General features: G+C 40.2%; 15 protein-coding genes. 9 read left to right on the top strand and 6 right to left on the bottom strand.

The window, feature by feature from the left end; all coding sequences use genetic code 11:
- Positions 1 to 18: 18 nt before the first annotated feature.
- The 3 genes from recN to nadK all read right to left on the bottom strand — a co-directional run bounded on the left by recN (position 19) and on the right by nadK (position 3,285).
- Positions 19 to 1,692, bottom strand: a complete 1,674-nt coding sequence (gene recN / locus P20311_RS12025; protein ID WP_008113147.1) for a DNA repair protein RecN — start codon at positions 1,690 to 1,692, stop codon at positions 19 to 21.
- Between the two features lie 75 nt (positions 1,693 to 1,767).
- The gene (locus P20311_RS12020) at positions 1,768 to 2,325 is read right to left on the bottom strand and encodes a hypothetical protein (RefSeq protein ID WP_008113145.1); all 558 of its coding nucleotides are present in this window, start codon (positions 2,323 to 2,325) and stop codon (positions 1,768 to 1,770) included.
- Between the two features lie 75 nt (positions 2,326 to 2,400).
- On the bottom strand, positions 2,401 to 3,285 hold the full coding sequence (gene nadK, locus P20311_RS12015; protein WP_008464501.1) for an NAD(+) kinase: 885 nt from the start codon (positions 3,283 to 3,285) through the stop codon (positions 2,401 to 2,403).
- A gap of 167 nt (positions 3,286 to 3,452) precedes the next feature.
- On the opposite strand from nadK, the gene P20311_RS12010 reads away from it, so the two are divergent.
- Positions 3,453 to 4,418, top strand: a complete 966-nt coding sequence (locus P20311_RS12010) for a hypothetical protein (RefSeq protein ID WP_008113140.1) — start codon at positions 3,453 to 3,455, stop codon at positions 4,416 to 4,418.
- Between the two features lie 58 nt (positions 4,419 to 4,476).
- The gene (gene grpE / locus P20311_RS12005; RefSeq protein ID WP_008113139.1) at positions 4,477 to 5,088 is read left to right on the top strand and encodes a nucleotide exchange factor GrpE; all 612 of its coding nucleotides are present in this window, start codon (positions 4,477 to 4,479) and stop codon (positions 5,086 to 5,088) included.
- A gap of 27 nt (positions 5,089 to 5,115) precedes the next feature.
- On the opposite strand, the gene P20311_RS12000 is transcribed toward grpE, so the two are convergent.
- The gene (locus tag P20311_RS12000) at positions 5,116 to 6,315 is read right to left on the bottom strand and encodes a Bcr/CflA family efflux MFS transporter (RefSeq protein WP_008113137.1); all 1,200 of its coding nucleotides are present in this window, start codon (positions 6,313 to 6,315) and stop codon (positions 5,116 to 5,118) included.
- 170 nt (positions 6,316 to 6,485) lie between these two features.
- Between P20311_RS12000 and P20311_RS11995 the strand changes: the two genes are divergently transcribed.
- Together P20311_RS11995 and P20311_RS11990 are read left to right on the top strand one after the other, a co-directional pair.
- Complete coding sequence (locus P20311_RS11995) at positions 6,486 to 7,283, top strand: M48 family metallopeptidase (protein ID WP_008113135.1); 798 nt, start codon at positions 6,486 to 6,488, stop codon at positions 7,281 to 7,283.
- 105 nt (positions 7,284 to 7,388) lie between these two features.
- Entirely contained in the window at positions 7,389 to 8,888 is a 1,500-nt protein-coding gene (locus tag P20311_RS11990) for a hypothetical protein (RefSeq protein ID WP_008113133.1), read from the top strand.
- Positions 8,889 to 8,967: 79 nt separating this feature from the next.
- Here the strand turns inward: P20311_RS11990 and P20311_RS11985 are convergent, their stop codons facing one another.
- Together P20311_RS11985 and P20311_RS11980 are read right to left on the bottom strand one after the other, a co-directional pair.
- A complete protein-coding gene (locus P20311_RS11985; RefSeq protein WP_036932644.1) occupies positions 8,968 to 9,756 on the bottom strand; it encodes a nucleoside-binding outer membrane protein in 789 nt (262 codons plus the stop codon).
- Between the two features lie 118 nt (positions 9,757 to 9,874).
- Positions 9,875 to 11,188 carry a Na+/H+ antiporter NhaC family protein gene (locus tag P20311_RS11980; RefSeq protein ID WP_008113129.1) on the bottom strand — a complete coding sequence of 438 codons (1,314 nt, stop codon included), beginning with the start codon at positions 11,186 to 11,188 and terminating at the stop codon, positions 9,875 to 9,877.
- A 571-nt stretch (positions 11,189 to 11,759) separates the two neighbouring features.
- Between P20311_RS11980 and dapB the strand changes: the two genes are divergently transcribed.
- The 5 genes from dapB to P20311_RS11955 form a co-directional block, all read left to right on the top strand.
- Entirely contained in the window at positions 11,760 to 12,557 is a 798-nt protein-coding gene (gene dapB / locus P20311_RS11975) for a 4-hydroxy-tetrahydrodipicolinate reductase (RefSeq protein WP_008113127.1), read from the top strand.
- A gap of 362 nt (positions 12,558 to 12,919) precedes the next feature.
- Positions 12,920 to 14,056: a glutamine-hydrolyzing carbamoyl-phosphate synthase small subunit gene (gene carA, locus P20311_RS11970; RefSeq protein ID WP_008113125.1), complete on the top strand. Its 1,137-nt coding sequence runs from the start codon at positions 12,920 to 12,922 to the stop codon at positions 14,054 to 14,056.
- 16 nt (positions 14,057 to 14,072) lie between these two features.
- Positions 14,073 to 17,291: a carbamoyl-phosphate synthase large subunit gene (gene carB, locus P20311_RS11965; RefSeq protein ID WP_008113122.1), complete on the top strand. Its 3,219-nt coding sequence runs from the start codon at positions 14,073 to 14,075 to the stop codon at positions 17,289 to 17,291.
- Between the two features lie 50 nt (positions 17,292 to 17,341).
- A complete protein-coding gene (gene greA / locus P20311_RS11960) occupies positions 17,342 to 17,818 on the top strand; it encodes a transcription elongation factor GreA (RefSeq protein ID WP_010388635.1) in 477 nt (158 codons plus the stop codon).
- A gap of 170 nt (positions 17,819 to 17,988) precedes the next feature.
- Positions 17,989 to 18,635, top strand: a 647-nt coding sequence (locus P20311_RS11955) for an LD-carboxypeptidase (RefSeq protein WP_036985138.1), incomplete at its 3' end; no start/stop codon positions are given.

Below are 18,635 nucleotides of genomic sequence, written 5' to 3'. Positions count from 1 at the left end.
CACTATAAATGTATAATTTTATCCGTGCGCTTTTATAAGCTCTTTCGCATTTGCTTTAGCTGTTTTGCTAATGTTGTCACCACCCAGCAAACGCGCAATTTCATTAACCCTGCCATCTTTATTTAATGCCAGCATATGAGTAAACGTTTCACCGTCTGCAATTTCTTTGGCAACAAAAAATTGCTGATGAGCGCTACTGGCCACTTGCGGTAAATGGGTTACACAAATTACCTGTGTCGATTTACCTAATTGGCGCAGCAGTTTACCAACTGCAGCAGCTGTAGGGCCAGAAATACCGACATCTACTTCATCAAATATAAGTGTTGGAGTCGTTACTTTTTGGGCAATAATAACTTGAATAGCCAAACTAATACGTGATAACTCACCACCAGAGGCTACTTTTGCTAAAGGTTGTAATGGTTGCCCTGGGTTTGTTGATACTAAAAACGATACATTATCAAAACCTAAGCTGTTTGGAGAGCGATCGGTATGTGCTGTAAGAGCTATTTCAAATACGCCATTTTCCATGGATAAGTTAGCCATACTTTCGCTGATCAAGCCATTTAGCGTGTTGGCGTATTGATGACGACTAGCACTTAATTCCTCACTAGCCGTTTGATAATCTTCAAGAGCATCTGCAATTTCACCTTCAAGCTGTTCGAGGCGCGAACTATTACTGCTTATAGAGTCTAGTTCTTGTGTTACATTTTGATGAAACTCAACGAGCTCTTGTGGCTTTATATGGTGTTTTCTTGCTAAATCCATAGCGCCGCTGAGTCTGTTTTCTACTTCCGTTAAGCGAGTAGGATCTAAGTCAGCTTGTTCAGTATAATTGCGTATTTCTCTGCTTGCTTCTTCAACTTGAACCGCTGCTTCTGTCAGTAATGCTGCTACATTGGCCAGGGTTTCATCATAATGTGCAAGTTCATTAAATTGTTGTGCGCTGTGTTGTAAAAGAGAGCACGCATTTTGCTCATCACTTTCGTATAAATGTTGTAGCTCGCGCTGACAAGATTGCAAAATAGTTTGGCTGTTACTGAGCTTATAATGCTCTGCTTCTATTTGTTCAAACTCACCAGCTTGCAACGCAAATTCATCAAGCTCAGCCACTTGATATTCTAATAATTGTTTTTGCGCAGCTTGTTGTTGTTGTTGGTGTTCTAGTTGTTTAAATTCTTTTTGTAAATCAGCATAACGTTTATAGCGTTGGCTTACAGCATTAACTAGATTTTGGTGCCCGGCGTAAGCATCCAGTAGCTGTAATTGATGCTCTGCTTTTAATAGATGCTGGTGTGCATGTTGACCGTGTATAGAAATTAAATATTGGCCTAGTTCTTTTAGCTGTGCAGCGGTGACAGGGCTACCATTAATGTAGCTTTTGCTGCGGCCATTCTTGCAAACAACTCTACGAAGTAGACATTCGTTATCGTCATTATTAAGCATGTTCTCTTCTAGAAATGCATGGGCGTGTGGCAAATTGCTTAAATCAAATTGCGCACTTACCTCGGCTTTATCAGTGCCTGGGCGCACAGCTGAAGCCTCTGCTCGTTCTCCAAGGCACAATGATAACGCATCAATAGCGATTGATTTACCCGCACCCGTTTCACCGGTAATAGCGGTCATGCCCGAATGCCATTCAGTGCTTAAATTACTTACAATTGCAAAATTTTTAATTTCTAAACCAATTAACATACTGTTCATCCATCCAGTGAATTAACTGTTAATTTATACAGTGTTTTGGTTTATTGCAAATTAAATTTCTATATTTTAAGCAAGGCTGGACTCAATTAGTGTTTTTTTTTCTTCATCAATAGGGAGGGTTTCATCGTTAAGCTCAATATTATCAACTGGTTGTATGTGGTCTTCAGTTTTCAACTTTAAGATTAACGTAGGAAGGACTTCTTGGTAAAAATTTTTATTGTATAAAATACCTTGAGCTGGCAACTCTGCTATAAAATATTGAGTGCTGTCGGCAAATGCTTGGCTATTATTACTTTTATAGGTTTTTATAAGCTCTTCGTTAAGTATGTTAATAAGTTGGTCACATAACGATTCCAACTTAACTAAATTTTCATCGGTGTGAGGCTGTACCACGAAAAAGTTACTTACAACTGCTTGAATTCGAGGAAGGTGCTTAGCACTGATGACATTTGCATCAAGTAATTCGTTTAGTTTTATTTTTAAACGTGATTGAGTACTTGCTACGCGCTCGTTAAACAGTTTTTTCTTTGCTTCAATGGTTTTTTTTCGATTACTCTCAATTAGCAAGTAACTGCCAAGTAAAGTAATTAATAATAATAAAGCAAGAAACACTACATAAGTCATTACTACTTTTTCCTGATGATATTTAAAAATTTTAGCCCGATATTTTGCGCTAAAGTTGCATGTTTGGCAATAAAATTAGTATAACCGGCTACCCCAATTTAGCTTTTTACGTAGCACATTATAATAAGAATAATTTTTTGGGTGGATTAAGCGTAATTTTTTGTCAGCTTTACGTATAACTACCTCATCACCCGGTAATACGGCGAGTACAACATGGCTGTCACAGCTTACTTGTAAGCTATCAGTATTTTCTAAACTAAGCTTTAAACGCACTTCATTATCAGCATCCACCACTAAAGGGCGACTTGATAAAGTATGTGGAAACATCGGAACCAGTGACATTGCATTAAGCTCTGGTGTTAAAATAGGCCCACCGCCTGATAAAGAGTATGCCGTTGAGCCTGTTGGAGTCGACACAATCAAACCATCGGAGCGTTGAGAAAATACAAAGTCATCGTTTATAAAGGCTTCAAACTCAATCATATGTGCTACTTTATCAGCATGAAGCACTGCTTCGTTTACTGCAGAATTAGCGCTTTTAAGTTCGTTATGACGATACACTTCAACTTCTAATAAAAAACGTTTTTCTTCAATGTAATCGCCGCTGAGTACCTGTTCTAAGCTACCCTCAAACCCTTCTGGATTCAAATCAGTTAAAAAGCCTAAATTACCCCTATTTACACCAATTACGGCTATATCAAAGCGAGCAAGCACCCGTGCAGCACCCAGCATGTTGCCATCGCCTCCAACCACAATCGCCAAGTCGGCACGCTCGCCTAAATCAACGAGCTTTACGAGTTTGTCGCTCGGTACATCACTAAGTTGACTCCCTGTACGTTTTTCAACAATCACCTCAAAGCCTAAAGCTAATAAAAACGTATGTAATCGTTGTAAAGTAGCGGCAGCATTAGGATGATTTGGCTTACCAATCAAGCCGATAGTGTTAAAGGGAGAGTCCATAATAAATACACTGAGAGTTCTAATATTTGTAGAGTAACCTAAAACAGAAGTGTTTGAAAACACAGATCTTAGTAATAACCAGCGGATTTAATTAATTCACTGTAAAATTTAGATTTATTGTATTTTTTATACTTGAAATAATAATACTTAGCCCCGATATAACAGCTATGCATAAAGATGTAGATAACATGAAACTAAACCCACGAGATCAGCAAATATTTGCCGCTGTTATGAGTATGTACTGTAATGGCGATGGCTTACCTGTGCCGTCAACAAAAATTGCAAAGCAAAAAGGTATGGCGGTATGCTCTGCCACTGTGCGTAACGCGATGGCGCGCCTTGAAAAAATAGGCTTGTTGTATTCACCACATACATCGGCTGGCCGAGTGCCAACCAATGATGGGTTTGACTATTGGTTTGATGAGTTTTTTACGCTCAATGATATTGCTAATTATTGGCAACCTGAGCAGGCACAATTGGTTGAGCTAGCACATGGCTTGAGTCAACGTTACCAAGTATGCTGTTGTGTGGGGCTACCGCAGGTTAGAACACAGCAGGTATTTAGGGTAGAAGTGCTCGACTTTGATGCAAACAACTGGCTTATTTTACTCTTAGATAGAGCAGGGCAGAGCCACAATATTTGTATTAATAAGCCTCATGACCCTAGCGATAGCCAACGCTATGAATTTGCTACTTGGCTCAATACGGTTTTTAGTCAACAATCTTTAATTGAAGGCCTCTACCGAATGCAGGCAATGGCCAATACGGCTCCGCGTAATTGTCATGACTCTTTAACTCAATGGACCCGTGAGCTAAGCCAAAAATTAGGCTCAGATAACAGTATCGTTGTTGGCGAAAACTACCTTTATAAAAAAATAGATTGTGAGCAAAGCCTTAATATTGGTGTATCATTTTTAAATTTTGTTGAAGATAAACTCGCTTTTAAAAATGGGGTCTCTATTCTCAATACTGAAAACTTACCGTTCAGTAGCTGCGATGAACTCATTGTGATTAGTGTGCCGTATTTTCAAAATCAAGAATATCAGAGTCGCTTTTGTGTTATTTGTCCAAAATCAGCGCAATTAGAGAAAATAATCCAAGAATTTAAATTATTAGAGCCATTGAGCTCTTGAATCTTTTTATTCAATCCCCATAATTACCGCAGTTGTAAAGAATTGGAGCGTATATTTTATGTCTGAGCAGACACAAAACCCAGAGCAAGAAGTAGAACTGAACGAAGAAGTGACGCAAATGGAAGCTGACGTTGAGGCGGCAGTTGAAGCAGCAGAACAACATGCTGAGCAAGAGCAAAGCCCTGAAGCAGAAATTGCTATGTTATATGCCGAGCTTGAAACTGCAAAGCAAACTATTGCAGATCAAAAAGATAGCGTAGTTCGCGCTGCTGCAGATGTGGACAATATGCGTCGTCGCGCTGCACAAGATGTAGAAAAAGCACACAAATTTGCACTAGAAAAGTTTGCTAATGAATTACTCCCTGTTATAGATAACTTAGAGCGTGCTATTGAGTTTTCTGATAAAGAAAATGAAACGCTTAAGCCTTTACTTGAAGGCATTGATATGACAGTGAAAAGCTTTAACGACGCGGTAGCTAAATTTGGTGTTGAAATTGTAAACCCTCAAGGTGAGCAGTTTAACCCAGACTTTCATCAAGCAATGTCAATCCAACCAAGCAACGATGTAACACCAAATACTGTTTTAGCAGTAATGCAAAAAGGTTACACATTAAACGGCCGTTTATTACGCCCTGCAATGGTCATGGTATCTAAAGCCGCTGACGCTTAATTAAGTATACAATTTAAAAATGCCTCATTATGAGGCATTTTTTTTGTCTTTAAAATAATGTATTAACTGCACTAGGATAGTGAGTACAACTGCGCTGAACATTAAACTTGAAAATGGAACCGCACTTTGTGCGTGCATTACCGCTAATATAGGGCCAACTAATGCGCCACTACCAAAACGTAAGGTGCCGATAACCGCCGTGGCAGTTCCGGTATTTTGTTCAAACTTCATCAAAATCAATGAATCTGCATTACTTGCTATTATGCCTAGGCTCATCATCAACGGAGCAATAGCCGCAACAATAAAGTAAAGTGACAAGTTTAATACGCTAAAGCTAAGTAATGCTGCGCCAGAGATAAAGCCACACATTAAGCCATAATAAAGCATTTTTCGTGAGCCAATACGTGGCACTACGCGAGTATTTAAAAAATTACCAAACATCAACGCCATTACATTAAAAGCGAATAACAGGCCAAACAATTGTTCTGATACTTTAAATAGGTCGAGGTAAATATAAGGGACGGACGTTAAAAAGCAAAAAAAGCCAAACGACACAAACATTGAGCTTAAAATATCGGCGCGGGCGTGCGTATTACTTAATACCACTTTATAACTTGAGAAGAATAATGCTAATCCTTTTCGCTCATTTTTAAATATTGGAATATCGATTAAATAACGTTGCACAAAGAGTAAAATAACAAAGCTATAGGTCGCTAAAACAATAAAAATAGTCGACCACACCGAAAAGCCTAAAATAACCGAGCCGATAGAGGGGGCAAGTAACGGTGCTATCATCATGATCATAGACACGTACGACATACCTTTAGCAGTATTTTTTTGATATATGTGCCTAATGATCCCAGGGACGACAACCGTAGCGGCCGCGCCTGTAAATGCCTGTACAGCTCTTAACCCCCAAAAAGTATGCACTTCAGTGGTAAATGCTAACGCCAGTGAACTTAAGCCAAATAAACTGAGTCCTATTCGTGCCAGTTTACGCCTGCCAATTTGATCGGCTATGGGGCCAAAAAACAACATGCCCAATGCATAACCCGCTAAGTATATACTCAACGAGATTTGAACATTTGGCATGCTGGTATTGAGATCGTTGGCAATCACGAGCATCGCCGGTAAATACATATCAATGGCTAAAGGCGTGATCGCGACAATACTGGCTAATAAAGGCAATAAAATACGGGTATTAAAAGAAGAAGCCGAAGCGCTCATTTAAAAACTCAAAACAACGAATATAGGTTGGGCAGTATAGCAGGGCAATAGCCTTGGATAAACTTAGTTTGCCTGCTAACTTAATTGTTTAATTGCAAAAAGCAAAGATTTTAAACTAACACCGCGTTTGGTATTCTATACTTAGTAACAAACTTTTTTAGGGTAACACAATGAAAAAATTGGTTTTGGTAGTTCTAGCCAGTGCAGTATTAGCAGGTTGTAAAACATCACCAACTGGGCGCACGCAAATTGCGCTTTACTCAGATCAGCAAATGACTCAAATGGGCACTGCCAGTTTTGCAGAGATGAAAAAAACGCAGCCGGTAAATAAAGATCCAAAAGTAAACAGTTACGTCAATTGCATTGCTGAAAAAGTAGTGGCCGTGCTTCCTACAGAATATGCATCTCAAAATTGGGAAGTGGTGGTATTTGAAGATGAATCTGCAAACGCCTTTGCATTGCCTGGCGGTTATATTGGGGTGCACACTGGGCTATTAAAAATAGCCACAAACCAAGATCAGCTTGCCACTGTTTTAGGCCATGAAGTCGGTCATGTGATTGCAGAGCACTCAAATGAACGTGTTTCACAAAGCTCTATTTTACAAACCGGAATGAAAGTGGGCAGTGCGGCGCTTGAAATGGGCAACGTGCAATACCGCAATGAAATTATGCAAGGACTTGGTCTTGGCGCTCAATATGGTGTGGTTTTACCGTTTAGTCGTTCACATGAGACAGAAGCTGACGTTATTGGTTTAGATTTAATGGCGCAAGCAGGTTTCAACCCTAAAGAGTCTGTTACGCTTTGGCAAAATATGAGTCAAGCGGGCAGTGGGGCAACGCCAGAGTTTTTATCAACTCACCCAGCACCAACAAGCCGTATTGCAAATTTACAATCGCAAATGGGTAAAGCGCTTAGTGAGCAAAAAACAGCTAAAGCACAAGGTAAAAATCCGCAGTGTAAGTTTTAACAAAACCTTATAAGCTCGTTTAACATTAGTTTGCGAGCTTAATCAAACTAACTTGTAAATGAAAACATGTGGTTTGAAGTAGGCCAAAAATAGGAAGATTCAAGGATGAAAAAAATAGTTGTAATCATTAGCGTTGTTTTGATCAGTTTAGTTATATTTTTTAGTATATTATCCAGTAAGCGTCAAAATTCAATCCTGCTTGCACCAACAGAAGCCAATGTTGGTATTAAAAAGCCAAAAGCTAATTTCGGGAATAACATAAACGCCAAAAACATTTATGTTAAACAGCCATTTCCTACTGATATCCCGAATGAGGAACAATGCAAAGAGCTAAATTATAAGCAGTATCAGTTACGAGATAATAATGAACGTGATATTGAGCTAAAAGCATCACAAGCATTTAAAAACGGGTATACAGCAAAGCAGGTCGCCGAGGCAATATGGTTTTCGAGTTACTGGTCAGTGGCTAAAACTTGGTACGATAAAGCAGCATTAGCAGAGTCAGTTGAAAAGTTGTTTCCGATTTTACAATCAATACCGAATAGTGAAAGATTAATCGCTCAATACGATTATGTTAACGCACCTGACTTAAACATAACAACTGTTGTTGATTACACTGACCTTTTGGATATACTTTGGAAAAACTTGCCCACAGATACGATTTACAAAAAGGTCAGCTCAACAAATACCTCTGCCGTTGAAATTTTTAACGAAATTGAACGGACTTTTTCAGAAATCCCATATGATGTACTTAACAATAATCAACTTTCTCCTTTAAATTCAATTTTAAATCTGTTGTTGACTAAACAGCAGCTACAATCCGCTATCATGCTTTTGCAGCAAGACCAGCCATTTATTGCAAAGATCAAATCTTCACCTGAATTTAAGCACTGTAAAAATAAAAAAGTTTTACAGAACTCACCGTTAATAAAAAGTCAGATGACTTCAGTGAGTAAGATAATTAATCAAGCAATGGCTGATCAAAGCTCCTCGTTGGAGGAACTCGATTTAGAAAACTTAGATTTACCTGTTTTGTTACCTGAAGCAAAATCTATTTTAGCAGTTATTTTTGCTCGAGATTACCTGCAAGCAACTAGCTTAAATGAGCAAGAAATTATAGCTAGACTAAGTAATGTGGGTTTAAAACCGTTGAGTAGTCATTCGGAATTATTAGGAGGGTTGGCAGGATTAAAAGGGTTAACATTGTGGCTTAATTCATTAAATTTCGAGCAGTTAAAAGATGCGCAGAGTTTATTGAATAGTTTTGCAGCTAAAGGCGTTTTTGAACCCTTCGCTATATTAAACACTAGGCTGGGTGGCGTTGCTTATGATAATAAGAATGAATTGGATCCTCTTTATTTCTTTATCCAAAATTATTCAGAGTTTTCTATCCATTCCGGTGATCCAATGACCTATGAAAATAAGAAAAATAAAGCATTTATAGACTTTTTTACTCGCAATGGAGCTCACATTGAACCGCAACACCTTCGAGCTGCATTTGCACTCAAAATCCAATCTAAAAAAAGCTATGATAGTCTGATAACACACTTTCCTGAGTTAGAAGTAATGAGCGGGGACGACTACTTCTCAGTTAATTGTCGGTAGGTTAATACTTGGATAAAACATATATTTTTGAACTTAAAAAAGTGCGAAATGGTTCGCACTTCTTAATTTACTTTGTTCTTTAAAAGGTCCATTCTAAATGAATTTGCGGTACTGATTCGCTAACATCAGTACCAAATTTATTGTGCCAGTATTGCCATTCCATACCTAACAGTAAGGTATTTTCTTTCATTTCTAGCGCATGTCCCATATCCCATACAATAATAGGTTGGGCTAAAAACCAAGCACGCACATCGTTACCAAACTCATCTTTGCGTTCAGCAATGTACTCTGCATGGCCTTTTACGTTAAACTTTTGCGAGCCAATCATGAACGGGTAATCAAAGGCTACATCAAACATCCAGCTGTTAGTTTCAATGGGTGCACCGCCTTTTGCAACGCCTTCGCTATCATCAATGTATGCACTGATAAGGGTTGAAAAGAAATTAAAACCAGGCACATCCCAGCTTAATTTTACGCCTGGTAAATATTTAACCACTTTGGCATCGCCTGCAGCATTAATACCCATGGTTAGGCCAACATCAACAAGCGCCCCTGACGCTACTTTTTCGTCCATTACCGCAGATAAGCTAAGTGTAGAGTAACCTTCAAAGTAAAAGTCTTGATCTTGAAAGCCATCATCGTTGCTGTCGGTACTGTAATCAATAAAGAAAAAGTTATCGCCATAATCATGTCCAGAAGCATGCTCAATTGAGTACACCGTGGTATTAGATTTTTGTTCAGTAAATGGGTTTTTGTGGTTGCCGTTGTTAATATGAAGCGCCGTATTGCTCCAATTAGCAGCGGTAGCTGTTGAACTTAAGGCACACGCACTTAGTGCAACGAGAGGAAGTAAGTTTTTAATTTTCATAACCATATTTTATGTGACACGCTGAATATCACATTATAGCAAACACGGTTAATTTGTTAATTATTTATTGTGATAAACAGTGTATTAGCACACAGCTAATACACTGTAAAAAAGGAGATTATGCTTTATTGCGGCGCAAACAAATAACAGCAATAGCAGTAAAGGCTAAAATAAAGCAGTAGTAAGATGAGGTTGAAACATCCCACGGGCTAATTTTAAATGTAGCACCGAGTAATAATGCTTGCGCGCCATAAGGCAAAGACCCTTGGGTTACACAGGCAAAAATATCTAATAAACTGGCAGAGCGTTTACCACTAATTTCGCCATCATCAGCCAGTTTTTTAGCAATAGGGCCTGTCACAATAATAGACACGGTATTATTGGCAATACACATATTACTGGTGACAACTAATGCCGCGATCCCTAACTGATCGGCTACTTTACGGTGCCATTTGGCAATGACTTTAGTAATAGCTTGAATTTTTTGAGCGATATAGTCGAGGCCGCCATTAATACGAATAAACTCAGAGAGGCCACCAATAAACATAGACAGTAAAAATATTTCCTGCATGTCGCTAAAGCCTTTGTAAATATCTTTTACAAAGCTTGCACCTTCATAGCTGCCGGTAAAGCCCATTAATGCGGCAAACACAATACCGCTTAACAGCACGACAAACACATTAAAGCCCATTACCGCCAGGACTAAAATAAAGGCATAAGGAAGTACTAATAAAATATCGTAGTCTTTGGTATCAACTACTTGTGCTGCAGGCGTTAAAAATAATAGCAATGCAATAGTGAGTATGGCGGCCGGAACAGCAATTTTAAGGTTTTCTTTAAACTTATCTTTCATTTCACAGCCTTGCGTACGCGTAGCAGCAATCGTGGTGTCAGAAATTATTGATAAGTTATCACCAAACATAGCACCAGATACAATGGTACCGGCCATTAAAGCTGGATCAATTCCTGTTTTAATAGATACTGCATAGGCAATTGGGCCAATAGCACCGATAGTTCCCATTGACGTACCCATCGCAGTAGAAATAACCGCCGCTATTAAAAACAAACCAGGCAGTAATAATGAAGGAGGTATAAGTGAAAGACCAGCATTAACAACCGCATCCACACCGCCGGTTGCACCTGCAACCGCCGAAAAAGCACCCGCTAGTAAGTAAATAAGGCACATGGTAATAATATTGTTATTACCCACACCTTTAATAAAGGTCTCTACGCTTTGGTTGATACTGGTTTTATTTAAAATAAAGGCTAAAACAATCGCGGGTAAAATAGCGACCGGTGCTGGGAGTTGATAAAATGCATAATCAACCCCTTGAGATTGCAAATATAAGCCTGAGCCTAAAAAAATAGCAACAAAGGTGAGTAGGGGGAGCAAAGAAAATCTTGCTTTATTTTTATCAAATGATGGCTGCATCATAATCCTCGTTAATTATTCATAGCAATCGAAACCGATTGATATATTAAACAGCCAAAGCATCCCTCTTTTAGCTGAATTTAGTTGTTTGTTTTACTATCTAACCAGATAAGTAACTCAACAGCGCCCGCAAGCCAAAGACCAAATCGGCGCAAAAAAGGAAGTTTAAATGTATAGATGGCTAAATGCAAAGACTATCTGTTAATATTATGAGGGTCTGTTGATCTTTCAAGGTTAAATTTGCAGCAGTCTGTTTGGTATTTAGGCAAGGCAGAGCCTATGTGGTGTGGTTGTTCCCCATAAATAGGCGATAACGCAGCATCAATGCCAAACAGGCGCTGCCCGAAGGGTTCTGCCTAGGGACGATTTACTCTTTGTTGCTCGGTTTTTACTTAGCCCACTAGGTTACAAACCTCGCGCCACGATTAAACCGCTCCTAGTTTAAACAAATTTTAATCCGCAAAGGTCAACAGACCCTAAAATAATCGAAGCTTTTTTATAAGCTTTCCTGACTATTACATGAGTTTTAGATAAAATCTAGCTAACTAAAAAATACATAGGTTGTAAAAAGATGAATCGAGTAGGTGTGTTTGGTGCGAATGGCCGTATGGGCCTGGCACTTGTAGAAGCAGCAACAATCAATAAAAATTCACAATTAGCGGCGGCCTATGTGCGCAGTCAGTCACCGTTATTAGACCTGCCCGTTAATCAGCTTAATAGCGCAGCGGCAAAAGAGATTAAGTTTAGCAGTGAACAGCAGGTTGAAAATGTAGATGTGCTTATAGACTTTACTTTGCCTGAAGGCATGAGAAATCATTTAAAAACAGCCGTTGAGCAAAAAACACCTATGGTAATTGGCACCACCGGCTTAACTCATGACGATATGGCGCTATTAACGGATGCCGCTAAACATATTCCGATTGTATTTGCGCGTAATTATAGCGTGGGCGTAAATTTACTGCTTAACTTAGTGCAAACGGCAGCGACAAAACTAGGCGATGATTTAGATATAGAAATTTTTGAAGCACATCATCGTCATAAAATTGATGCGCCATCGGGCACTGCACTTGCCATTGGCGAGTCGATTGCTCAGGCAAAAGGGTGGGATCATGATGAGGTTGCCGTTTATGATCGCAACAACATAGAGCAGGCCAAATCACAAAATGAAATTGGTTATTCGGTGCTAAGGGGCGGTGATATAGTAGGTGAACACACGGCCTACTTCGCTACAATGGGCGAAAGACTTGAATTAACCCATAAAGCAAGTTCGCGAATGACCTTCGCGCTAGGTGCTATAAGAGCTGCGCAGTGGTTGAAAAATAAACCTGCAAGACTTTATGATATGCAAGATGTGCTAGATTTAAAGTAGTTAAGTTCCTTTTTTAACGCTTTGGGGTGGTTTTTTGCTATAACCACTTATTTATTACAATTTACTAATTAGCGTTAGACCTAAAAGCCAACTTCATGTAGAATGCAGCCAATTTGCCAAAAATTACTAAATGCGTGTTTCCAATTATACTCATATGGTTAGCAAAACCGGGGTTTGTGTGGGAATGAAAAGAGTTTTAGGCAAGAAAAATGAATGAAGGTTTAGTGGTTTACATCGGCATCATTTAAGACTGCGTAAAACAATTTAAGCTCACAGAAATCAGGTTTTGACCAATTATTTGGGTATTGGCGGGGTGTTAAGCAATTTGCTTACTCCCGTTTTTTACTGTTAGGAGGTTTAACTTGACTAAATCCGCTCTGTTAGTCCTAGAAGACGGCACAGTGTTTCGCGGTACTGCAATCGGCGCTGACGGCATGTCAGTCGGTGAAGTAGTATTCAATACGTCTATGACTGGTTATCAAGAAATTTTGACTGATCCATCGTACGCGGAACAAATCGTAACTTTGACGTACCCACATATCGGTAATACGGGTACCAACAGCGAAGACGAAGAAGCGAGTCACATTTGGGCTAAAGGCCTAGTGATCCGTGATTTGCCACTGCTAGCGAGTAATTTTCGTAACGAGCAATCGTTAGATGATTACTTAAAAGAACGTAATATTTTAGGTATTGCGGACATCGACACCAGAAAACTAACCCGTATTTTGCGTGACAAAGGCGCACAAAATGGCTGTATTGTTGCTGGTGACGAACTAGACGAGAAAAAAGCGCTCGAAGCCGCGCAAGCCTTCCCAGGCTTAAAAGGTATGGATTTAGCAAAAGTTGTCTCAACCAAGGAAAATTTTGAGTGGCGCGAATCAAGCTGGACATTAGGCGAGGGGTTTAAAACCTTACACGCTGATGATGAAAAGTTTCATGTTGTTGCCTACGACTTCGGTGTTAAACGTAACATTTTACGTATGCTTGTTGATCGTGGTTGTAAACTAACCGTAGTACCTGCACAAACCTCTGCCGCTGACGTACTAGCCTTAAACCCAGATGGTATTTTCTTATCAAACGGCCCTGGCGATCCTGAGCCATGTACTTACGCCATTGATGCAATTAAAACCTTTTTAGAAACCGATACGCCAATTTTTGGTATTTGTTTAGGGCATCAACTATTAGCGCTTGCCTCAGGTGCTAAAACAGTAAAAATGAAGTTTGGCCACCATGGTGGTAACCACCCAGTTAAAGATCTTGACCGCGATGTCGTAATGATCACCGCACAAAACCATGGTTTTGCTGCAGATGAAGCCACATTACCAGATAACCTACGTGCAACGCATAAATCGTTATTTGACGGCACATTACAAGGTATTCACCGTACAGATAAACCAGCATTTAGCTTCCAAGGTCACCCTGAAGCGAGTCCTGGTCCGCACGATGCAGCCCCATTATTTGACCACTTCATCGATTTGATGCAAGCGCGTAACCACTAATTTAACCGGAGTAATAATGCCAAAACGTACCGACATAAAAAGCATTCTTATCTTAGGCGCAGGCCCAATTGTAATTGGTCAAGCTTGTGAATTTGACTACTCTGGTGCTCAAGCGTGTAAAGCACTTAGAGAAGAAGGCTATAGAGTTATACTCGTTAACTCAAACCCAGCAACTATCATGACCGACCCAGAAATGGCCGATGCAACATACATCGAACCAATTCACTGGGAAGTTGTTGAAAAAATTATTGAAAAAGAAAAGCCAGATGCTGTACTGCCTACAATGGGTGGCCAAACAGCATTAAACTGTGCGCTTGATTTAGACAAGCACGGTGTATTGGCTAAGCATGGCGTTGAGCTAATTGGCGCAACAGCTGATGCAATCGATAAAGCAGAGAACCGTGAACGCTTTGATGTTGCTATGCGTAACATCGGCCTTGAATGTCCACGTGCTGAAATTGCCCATACAATGGATGAAGCGCGCGATACCATGACCCGTATCGGCTTACCGTGTATTATTCGTCCTTCTTTCACAATGGGCGGCACCGGCGGCGGTGTGGCTTACAACATGGAAGAGTTTGAAGAAATCTGTGAGCGCGGTTTAGACCTTTCACCAACCAGCGAGTTATTAATTGATGAGTCGTTAATTGGTTGGAAAGAATACGAAATGGAAGTTGTTCGTGACAAAAAAGACAACTGTATTATCGTCTGTTCTATTGAAAACTTTGACCCAATGGGTGTGCACACAGGTGACTCAATCACGGTTGCACCAGCACAGACATTAACCGACAAAGAATACCAAATTATGCGTAATGCCTCTATGGCCGTATTGCGTGAGATTGGTGTTGAAACCGGTGGTTCAAACGTACAATTTGGTGTAAACCCTGTTGATGGCCGCATGGTTATCATTGAAATGAACCCACGTGTATCACGTTCATCTGCATTGGCGTCTAAAGCAACGGGTTTCCCAATTGCTAAAATTGCAGCGAAATTAGCTGTAGGTTACACCCTTGATGAGCTTCAAAACGATATTACTGGCGGTAAAACCCCAGCATCGTTTGAGCCTTCAATCGATTACGTGGTAACAAAAATTCCTCGCTTTAACTTTGAAAAATTTGCCGGTGCAAACGACCGTTTAACAACGCAAATGAAATCAGTAGGCGAAGTAATGGCGATTGGTCGTAACCAACAAGAGTCATTACAAAAAGCATTACGTGGTTTAGAAGTAGGCGCAACAGGCTTTAACCCAATTGTGGCGCTTGACGACCCTAAAGCAAAAGAAAAAATCATTCGTGAATTACGTGAGCCAGGTGCAGAGCGTATTTGGTACATTGCCGATGCGATGCGCCATGGAATGAGCGTTGAAGATGTATTTGAATTAACTAAGATTGACCCTTGGTACTTAGTACAAATTGAAGACATCCTAAAAGATGAAGCTAAAATTTCAGAAGTCGGTATGGTCGGCTTAAATGCAGACTTCTTGCGTAAACTTAAACGCAAAGGCTTTGCAGATCCGCGTATTGCAGAAATTGCCGGTGTATCAGAAGCTGAAATTCGTAAAAAGCGCCATCAACTCAATATTGTACCTGTGTACAAACGCGTTGATACGTGCGCCGCAGAATTTAGCTCAGACACTGCTTACATGTACTCATCATACGATGAAGAGTGTGAAGCTAACCCATCTGACCGTGATAAAATCATGGTAATTGGTGGCGGACCTAACCGTATTGGTCAAGGTATTGAATTTGATTACTGTTGTGTTCATGCAGCCCTTGCGCTTCGCGAAGACGGTTACGAAACTATTATGGTTAACTGTAACCCTGAAACGGTTTCTACCGATTACGACACATCAGACCGTTTATACTTCGAACCAATTACGCTTGAAGACGTACTTGAAATTGTTCGTGTTGAAAAGCCAAAAGGCGTTATCGTGCAGTACGGTGGTCAAACGCCACTTAAACTTGCGCGTGAGCTTGAAGCTAACGGCGTGCCAGTCATTGGTACTTCACCAGATGCCATTGACCGTGCAGAAGACCGTGAGCGTTTTCAACAACTTGTTGAGCGTTTAGACTTACTGCAGCCAGAAAATGCGACGGTAACCTCTACTGAAGAAGCACTACTTAAATCAGTTGAAATTGGTTTCCCACTGGTAGTACGTCCTTCGTACGTATTAGGTGGTCGTGCGATGGAAATTGTATACGATGAGCAAGACTTACGTCGTTACATGACCGAAGCCGTATCTGCATCAAATGAAGCGCCAGTATTACTAGACCGTTTCTTAGATAACGCGATAGAAGTTGACGTTGACGCAATTTGCGACGGCGAGCAAGTGATTATTGGCGGCATCATGGAGCATATTGAACAAGCAGGCGTTCACTCTGGTGACTCAGCATGTTCATTACCAGCTCACTCGCTAACGCAAGAAGTGCAAGATGTGATGCGTAAGCAAGTAACTGATATGGCACTTGAACTTGGCGTAGTTGGTTTGATGAATACGCAGTTTGCGGTTAAAGATGGCAAAGTGTATCTAATCGAAGTAAACCCACGTGCAGCACGTACAGTTCCATTTGTATCTAAAGCAACGGGTGTAGCACTTGCAAAAGTAGCGGCACGTTGTATGGCGGGTCAATCTTTAGCAAGCCAAGGCATTACTAAAGAAGTGATTCCACCTTACTACAGCGTAAAAGAAGTGGTATTGCCATTTGCTAAGTTCCAAGGTGTGGATCCTATTCGTGGACCTGAAATGCGCTCTACGGGTGAAGTAATGGGTGTTGGTGATACTTTCGCCGAAGCGTTTGCAAAAGCACAATTAGGTGCAAGCAACACTTTACCACGTGGTGGTCGCGCGTTACTATCTGTACGTAATAGCGATAAGCCACGTATTGTAGAACTAGCTAAAACCATGACAGACCTTGGTTTTGAGCTAGATGCAACAGGTGGAACAGCTGCTGCACTTGAAGATGCTGGAATTACGGTTCGCCGTGTAAATAAAGTATACGAAGGTCGTCCGCACATTCTTGATAGAATCAAAAATGGCGAGTATAGCTATATCGTTAATACCACCGAAGGTCGCCAAGCGATTGAAGATTCGAAGGTGTTACGTCGTGGTGCATTGCAGCACAAAACCAATTATACTACGACATTGAATGCGGCATTTGCTAACTGTACTGCTAACCAAGCAGATGACCGCAGTAAAGTGACGTCTGTTCAAGAACTACACCTGCGATTGAACTAAGGAAATGTGCCAAGGCCATAACCATGGCCTTGGGATTAAGTGAGAAAAGTATGCAATCAATTCCAATGACAGTTCGTGGCGCAAAATTATTGCGCGATGAGCTTAACGAATTAAAAACTGTTACCCGTCCAAAAATTGTATCTGATATTGCTGATGCACGTGAACACGGTGACTTAAAAGAAAATGCTGAGTATCACGCTGCGCGTGAGCAACAGGGTTTTTGTGAAGGCCGTATTCAAGAAATTGAAGCAAAACTTTCAAACATGCAGATGATTGACGTAACAAAGATGCCTAATACAGGTAAAGTGATTTTTGGGACTACAGTAACCATCGTTAATGTTGAAACCGACGCTGAAGTTAAATATCAGATTGTTGGCGATGATGAAGCAGATATTAAAAGTAATTTAATTTCTGTTAATTCACCAATTGCTCGCGGCTTAATTGGTAAACAAGCGGATGACGCTGTGATTATCAAAACGCCAAAAGGTGATGTAGAGTACGAAATCATTGAGGTTGAGTATATTTAATTAGTTAACTCACTTTAACGTTTTATAAAAACCAGTGCTTAGCAATAAGCACTGGTTTTTTTATGCTTGGTTTTTATATTTGGTTTAGATACCGGTCAATTATTATTCATTGTTTGTAAATGTAGGCTATGTTGTTATGGTAGTAACCTATTCTTCAATAAGGAAATAATATGGCAAATATACTGTATCCAGCACCTTTAAAAGTGGGATCTAAAATCGCCGTGTGTTCTTTATCAGCGGGGATCAAATCAAAATATCACCCACGGTTAGACATCGTCATTAATGGCTTAAAACATCGAGGTTATGAGGTTGTTGAAGGGGAGTTTTTACGTCAAAACGAGCCGCGAACTCAACTTACTGCTAAGCAGCATGCCAAGCAACTAATGGACTTTTTATTGGATGATAAAATAGATGCGATTATGCCGCCAATGGGCGGAGAGCTGGCAATGGAAATATTGCCGTTACTTGATTTTGGCGCAATTAAAAATGCCAAACCTAAATGGTTGGTGGGTTATTCAGATGTCAGCACGATTGCCTGTGCACTGACAGCAAAATGTAATTGGGCAACACTGCATAGCGCCAATTTAATTCAGTTACACCCCGATGAAAAAGATCCGTATTGTTTACAAATTTTTGAAAGTCTAAGCTATGAGGCTAATAGTGAGTTTGAGCAAGCACCCTCGACTTACCATCAACATAGCAAGCCTGATTATGCACAAAACCCAAACGTATTATTTGATCACAGCGCGCCAACCCAGTGGCAATGTTTAAATTACACCGATAAACGCAGTATCGAAATGTCAGGGCGGTTGTTTGG

The organism is Pseudoalteromonas sp. BSi20311 (assembly GCF_000239875.1).
Lineage (GTDB): Bacteria > Pseudomonadota > Gammaproteobacteria > Enterobacterales > Alteromonadaceae > Pseudoalteromonas.
The sequence above is the reverse complement of the archived record's forward strand: the minus strand, read 5'-3'. Positions and strand labels throughout refer to the sequence as shown.

Bases quoted from the DNA above. Each gene is read 5' to 3' on its own strand.
- recN (WP_008113147.1), bottom strand. From the start codon at position 1,692: ATGTTAATTGGTTTAGAAATTAAAAATTTTGCAATTGTAAGTAATTTA.
- P20311_RS12020 (WP_008113145.1), bottom strand. From the start codon at position 2,325: ATGACTTATGTAGTGTTTCTTGCTTTATTATTATTAATTACTTTACTT.
- nadK (WP_008464501.1), bottom strand. From the start codon at position 3,285: ATGGACTCTCCCTTTAACACTATCGGCTTGATTGGTAAGCCAAATCAT.
- P20311_RS12010 (WP_008113140.1), top strand. From the start codon at position 3,453: ATGCATAAAGATGTAGATAACATGAAACTAAACCCACGAGATCAGCAA.
- grpE (WP_008113139.1), top strand. From the start codon at position 4,477: ATGTCTGAGCAGACACAAAACCCAGAGCAAGAAGTAGAACTGAACGAA.
- P20311_RS12000 (WP_008113137.1), bottom strand. From the start codon at position 6,315: ATGAGCGCTTCGGCTTCTTCTTTTAATACCCGTATTTTATTGCCTTTA.
- P20311_RS11995 (WP_008113135.1), top strand. From the start codon at position 6,486: ATGAAAAAATTGGTTTTGGTAGTTCTAGCCAGTGCAGTATTAGCAGGT.
- P20311_RS11990 (WP_008113133.1), top strand. From the start codon at position 7,389: ATGAAAAAAATAGTTGTAATCATTAGCGTTGTTTTGATCAGTTTAGTT.
- P20311_RS11985 (WP_036932644.1), bottom strand. From the start codon at position 9,756: ATGAAAATTAAAAACTTACTTCCTCTCGTTGCACTAAGTGCGTGTGCC.
- P20311_RS11980 (WP_008113129.1), bottom strand. From the start codon at position 11,188: ATGCAGCCATCATTTGATAAAAATAAAGCAAGATTTTCTTTGCTCCCC.
- dapB (WP_008113127.1), top strand. From the start codon at position 11,760: ATGAATCGAGTAGGTGTGTTTGGTGCGAATGGCCGTATGGGCCTGGCA.
- carB (WP_008113122.1), top strand. From the start codon at position 14,073: ATGCCAAAACGTACCGACATAAAAAGCATTCTTATCTTAGGCGCAGGC.
- greA (WP_010388635.1), top strand. From the start codon at position 17,342: ATGCAATCAATTCCAATGACAGTTCGTGGCGCAAAATTATTGCGCGAT.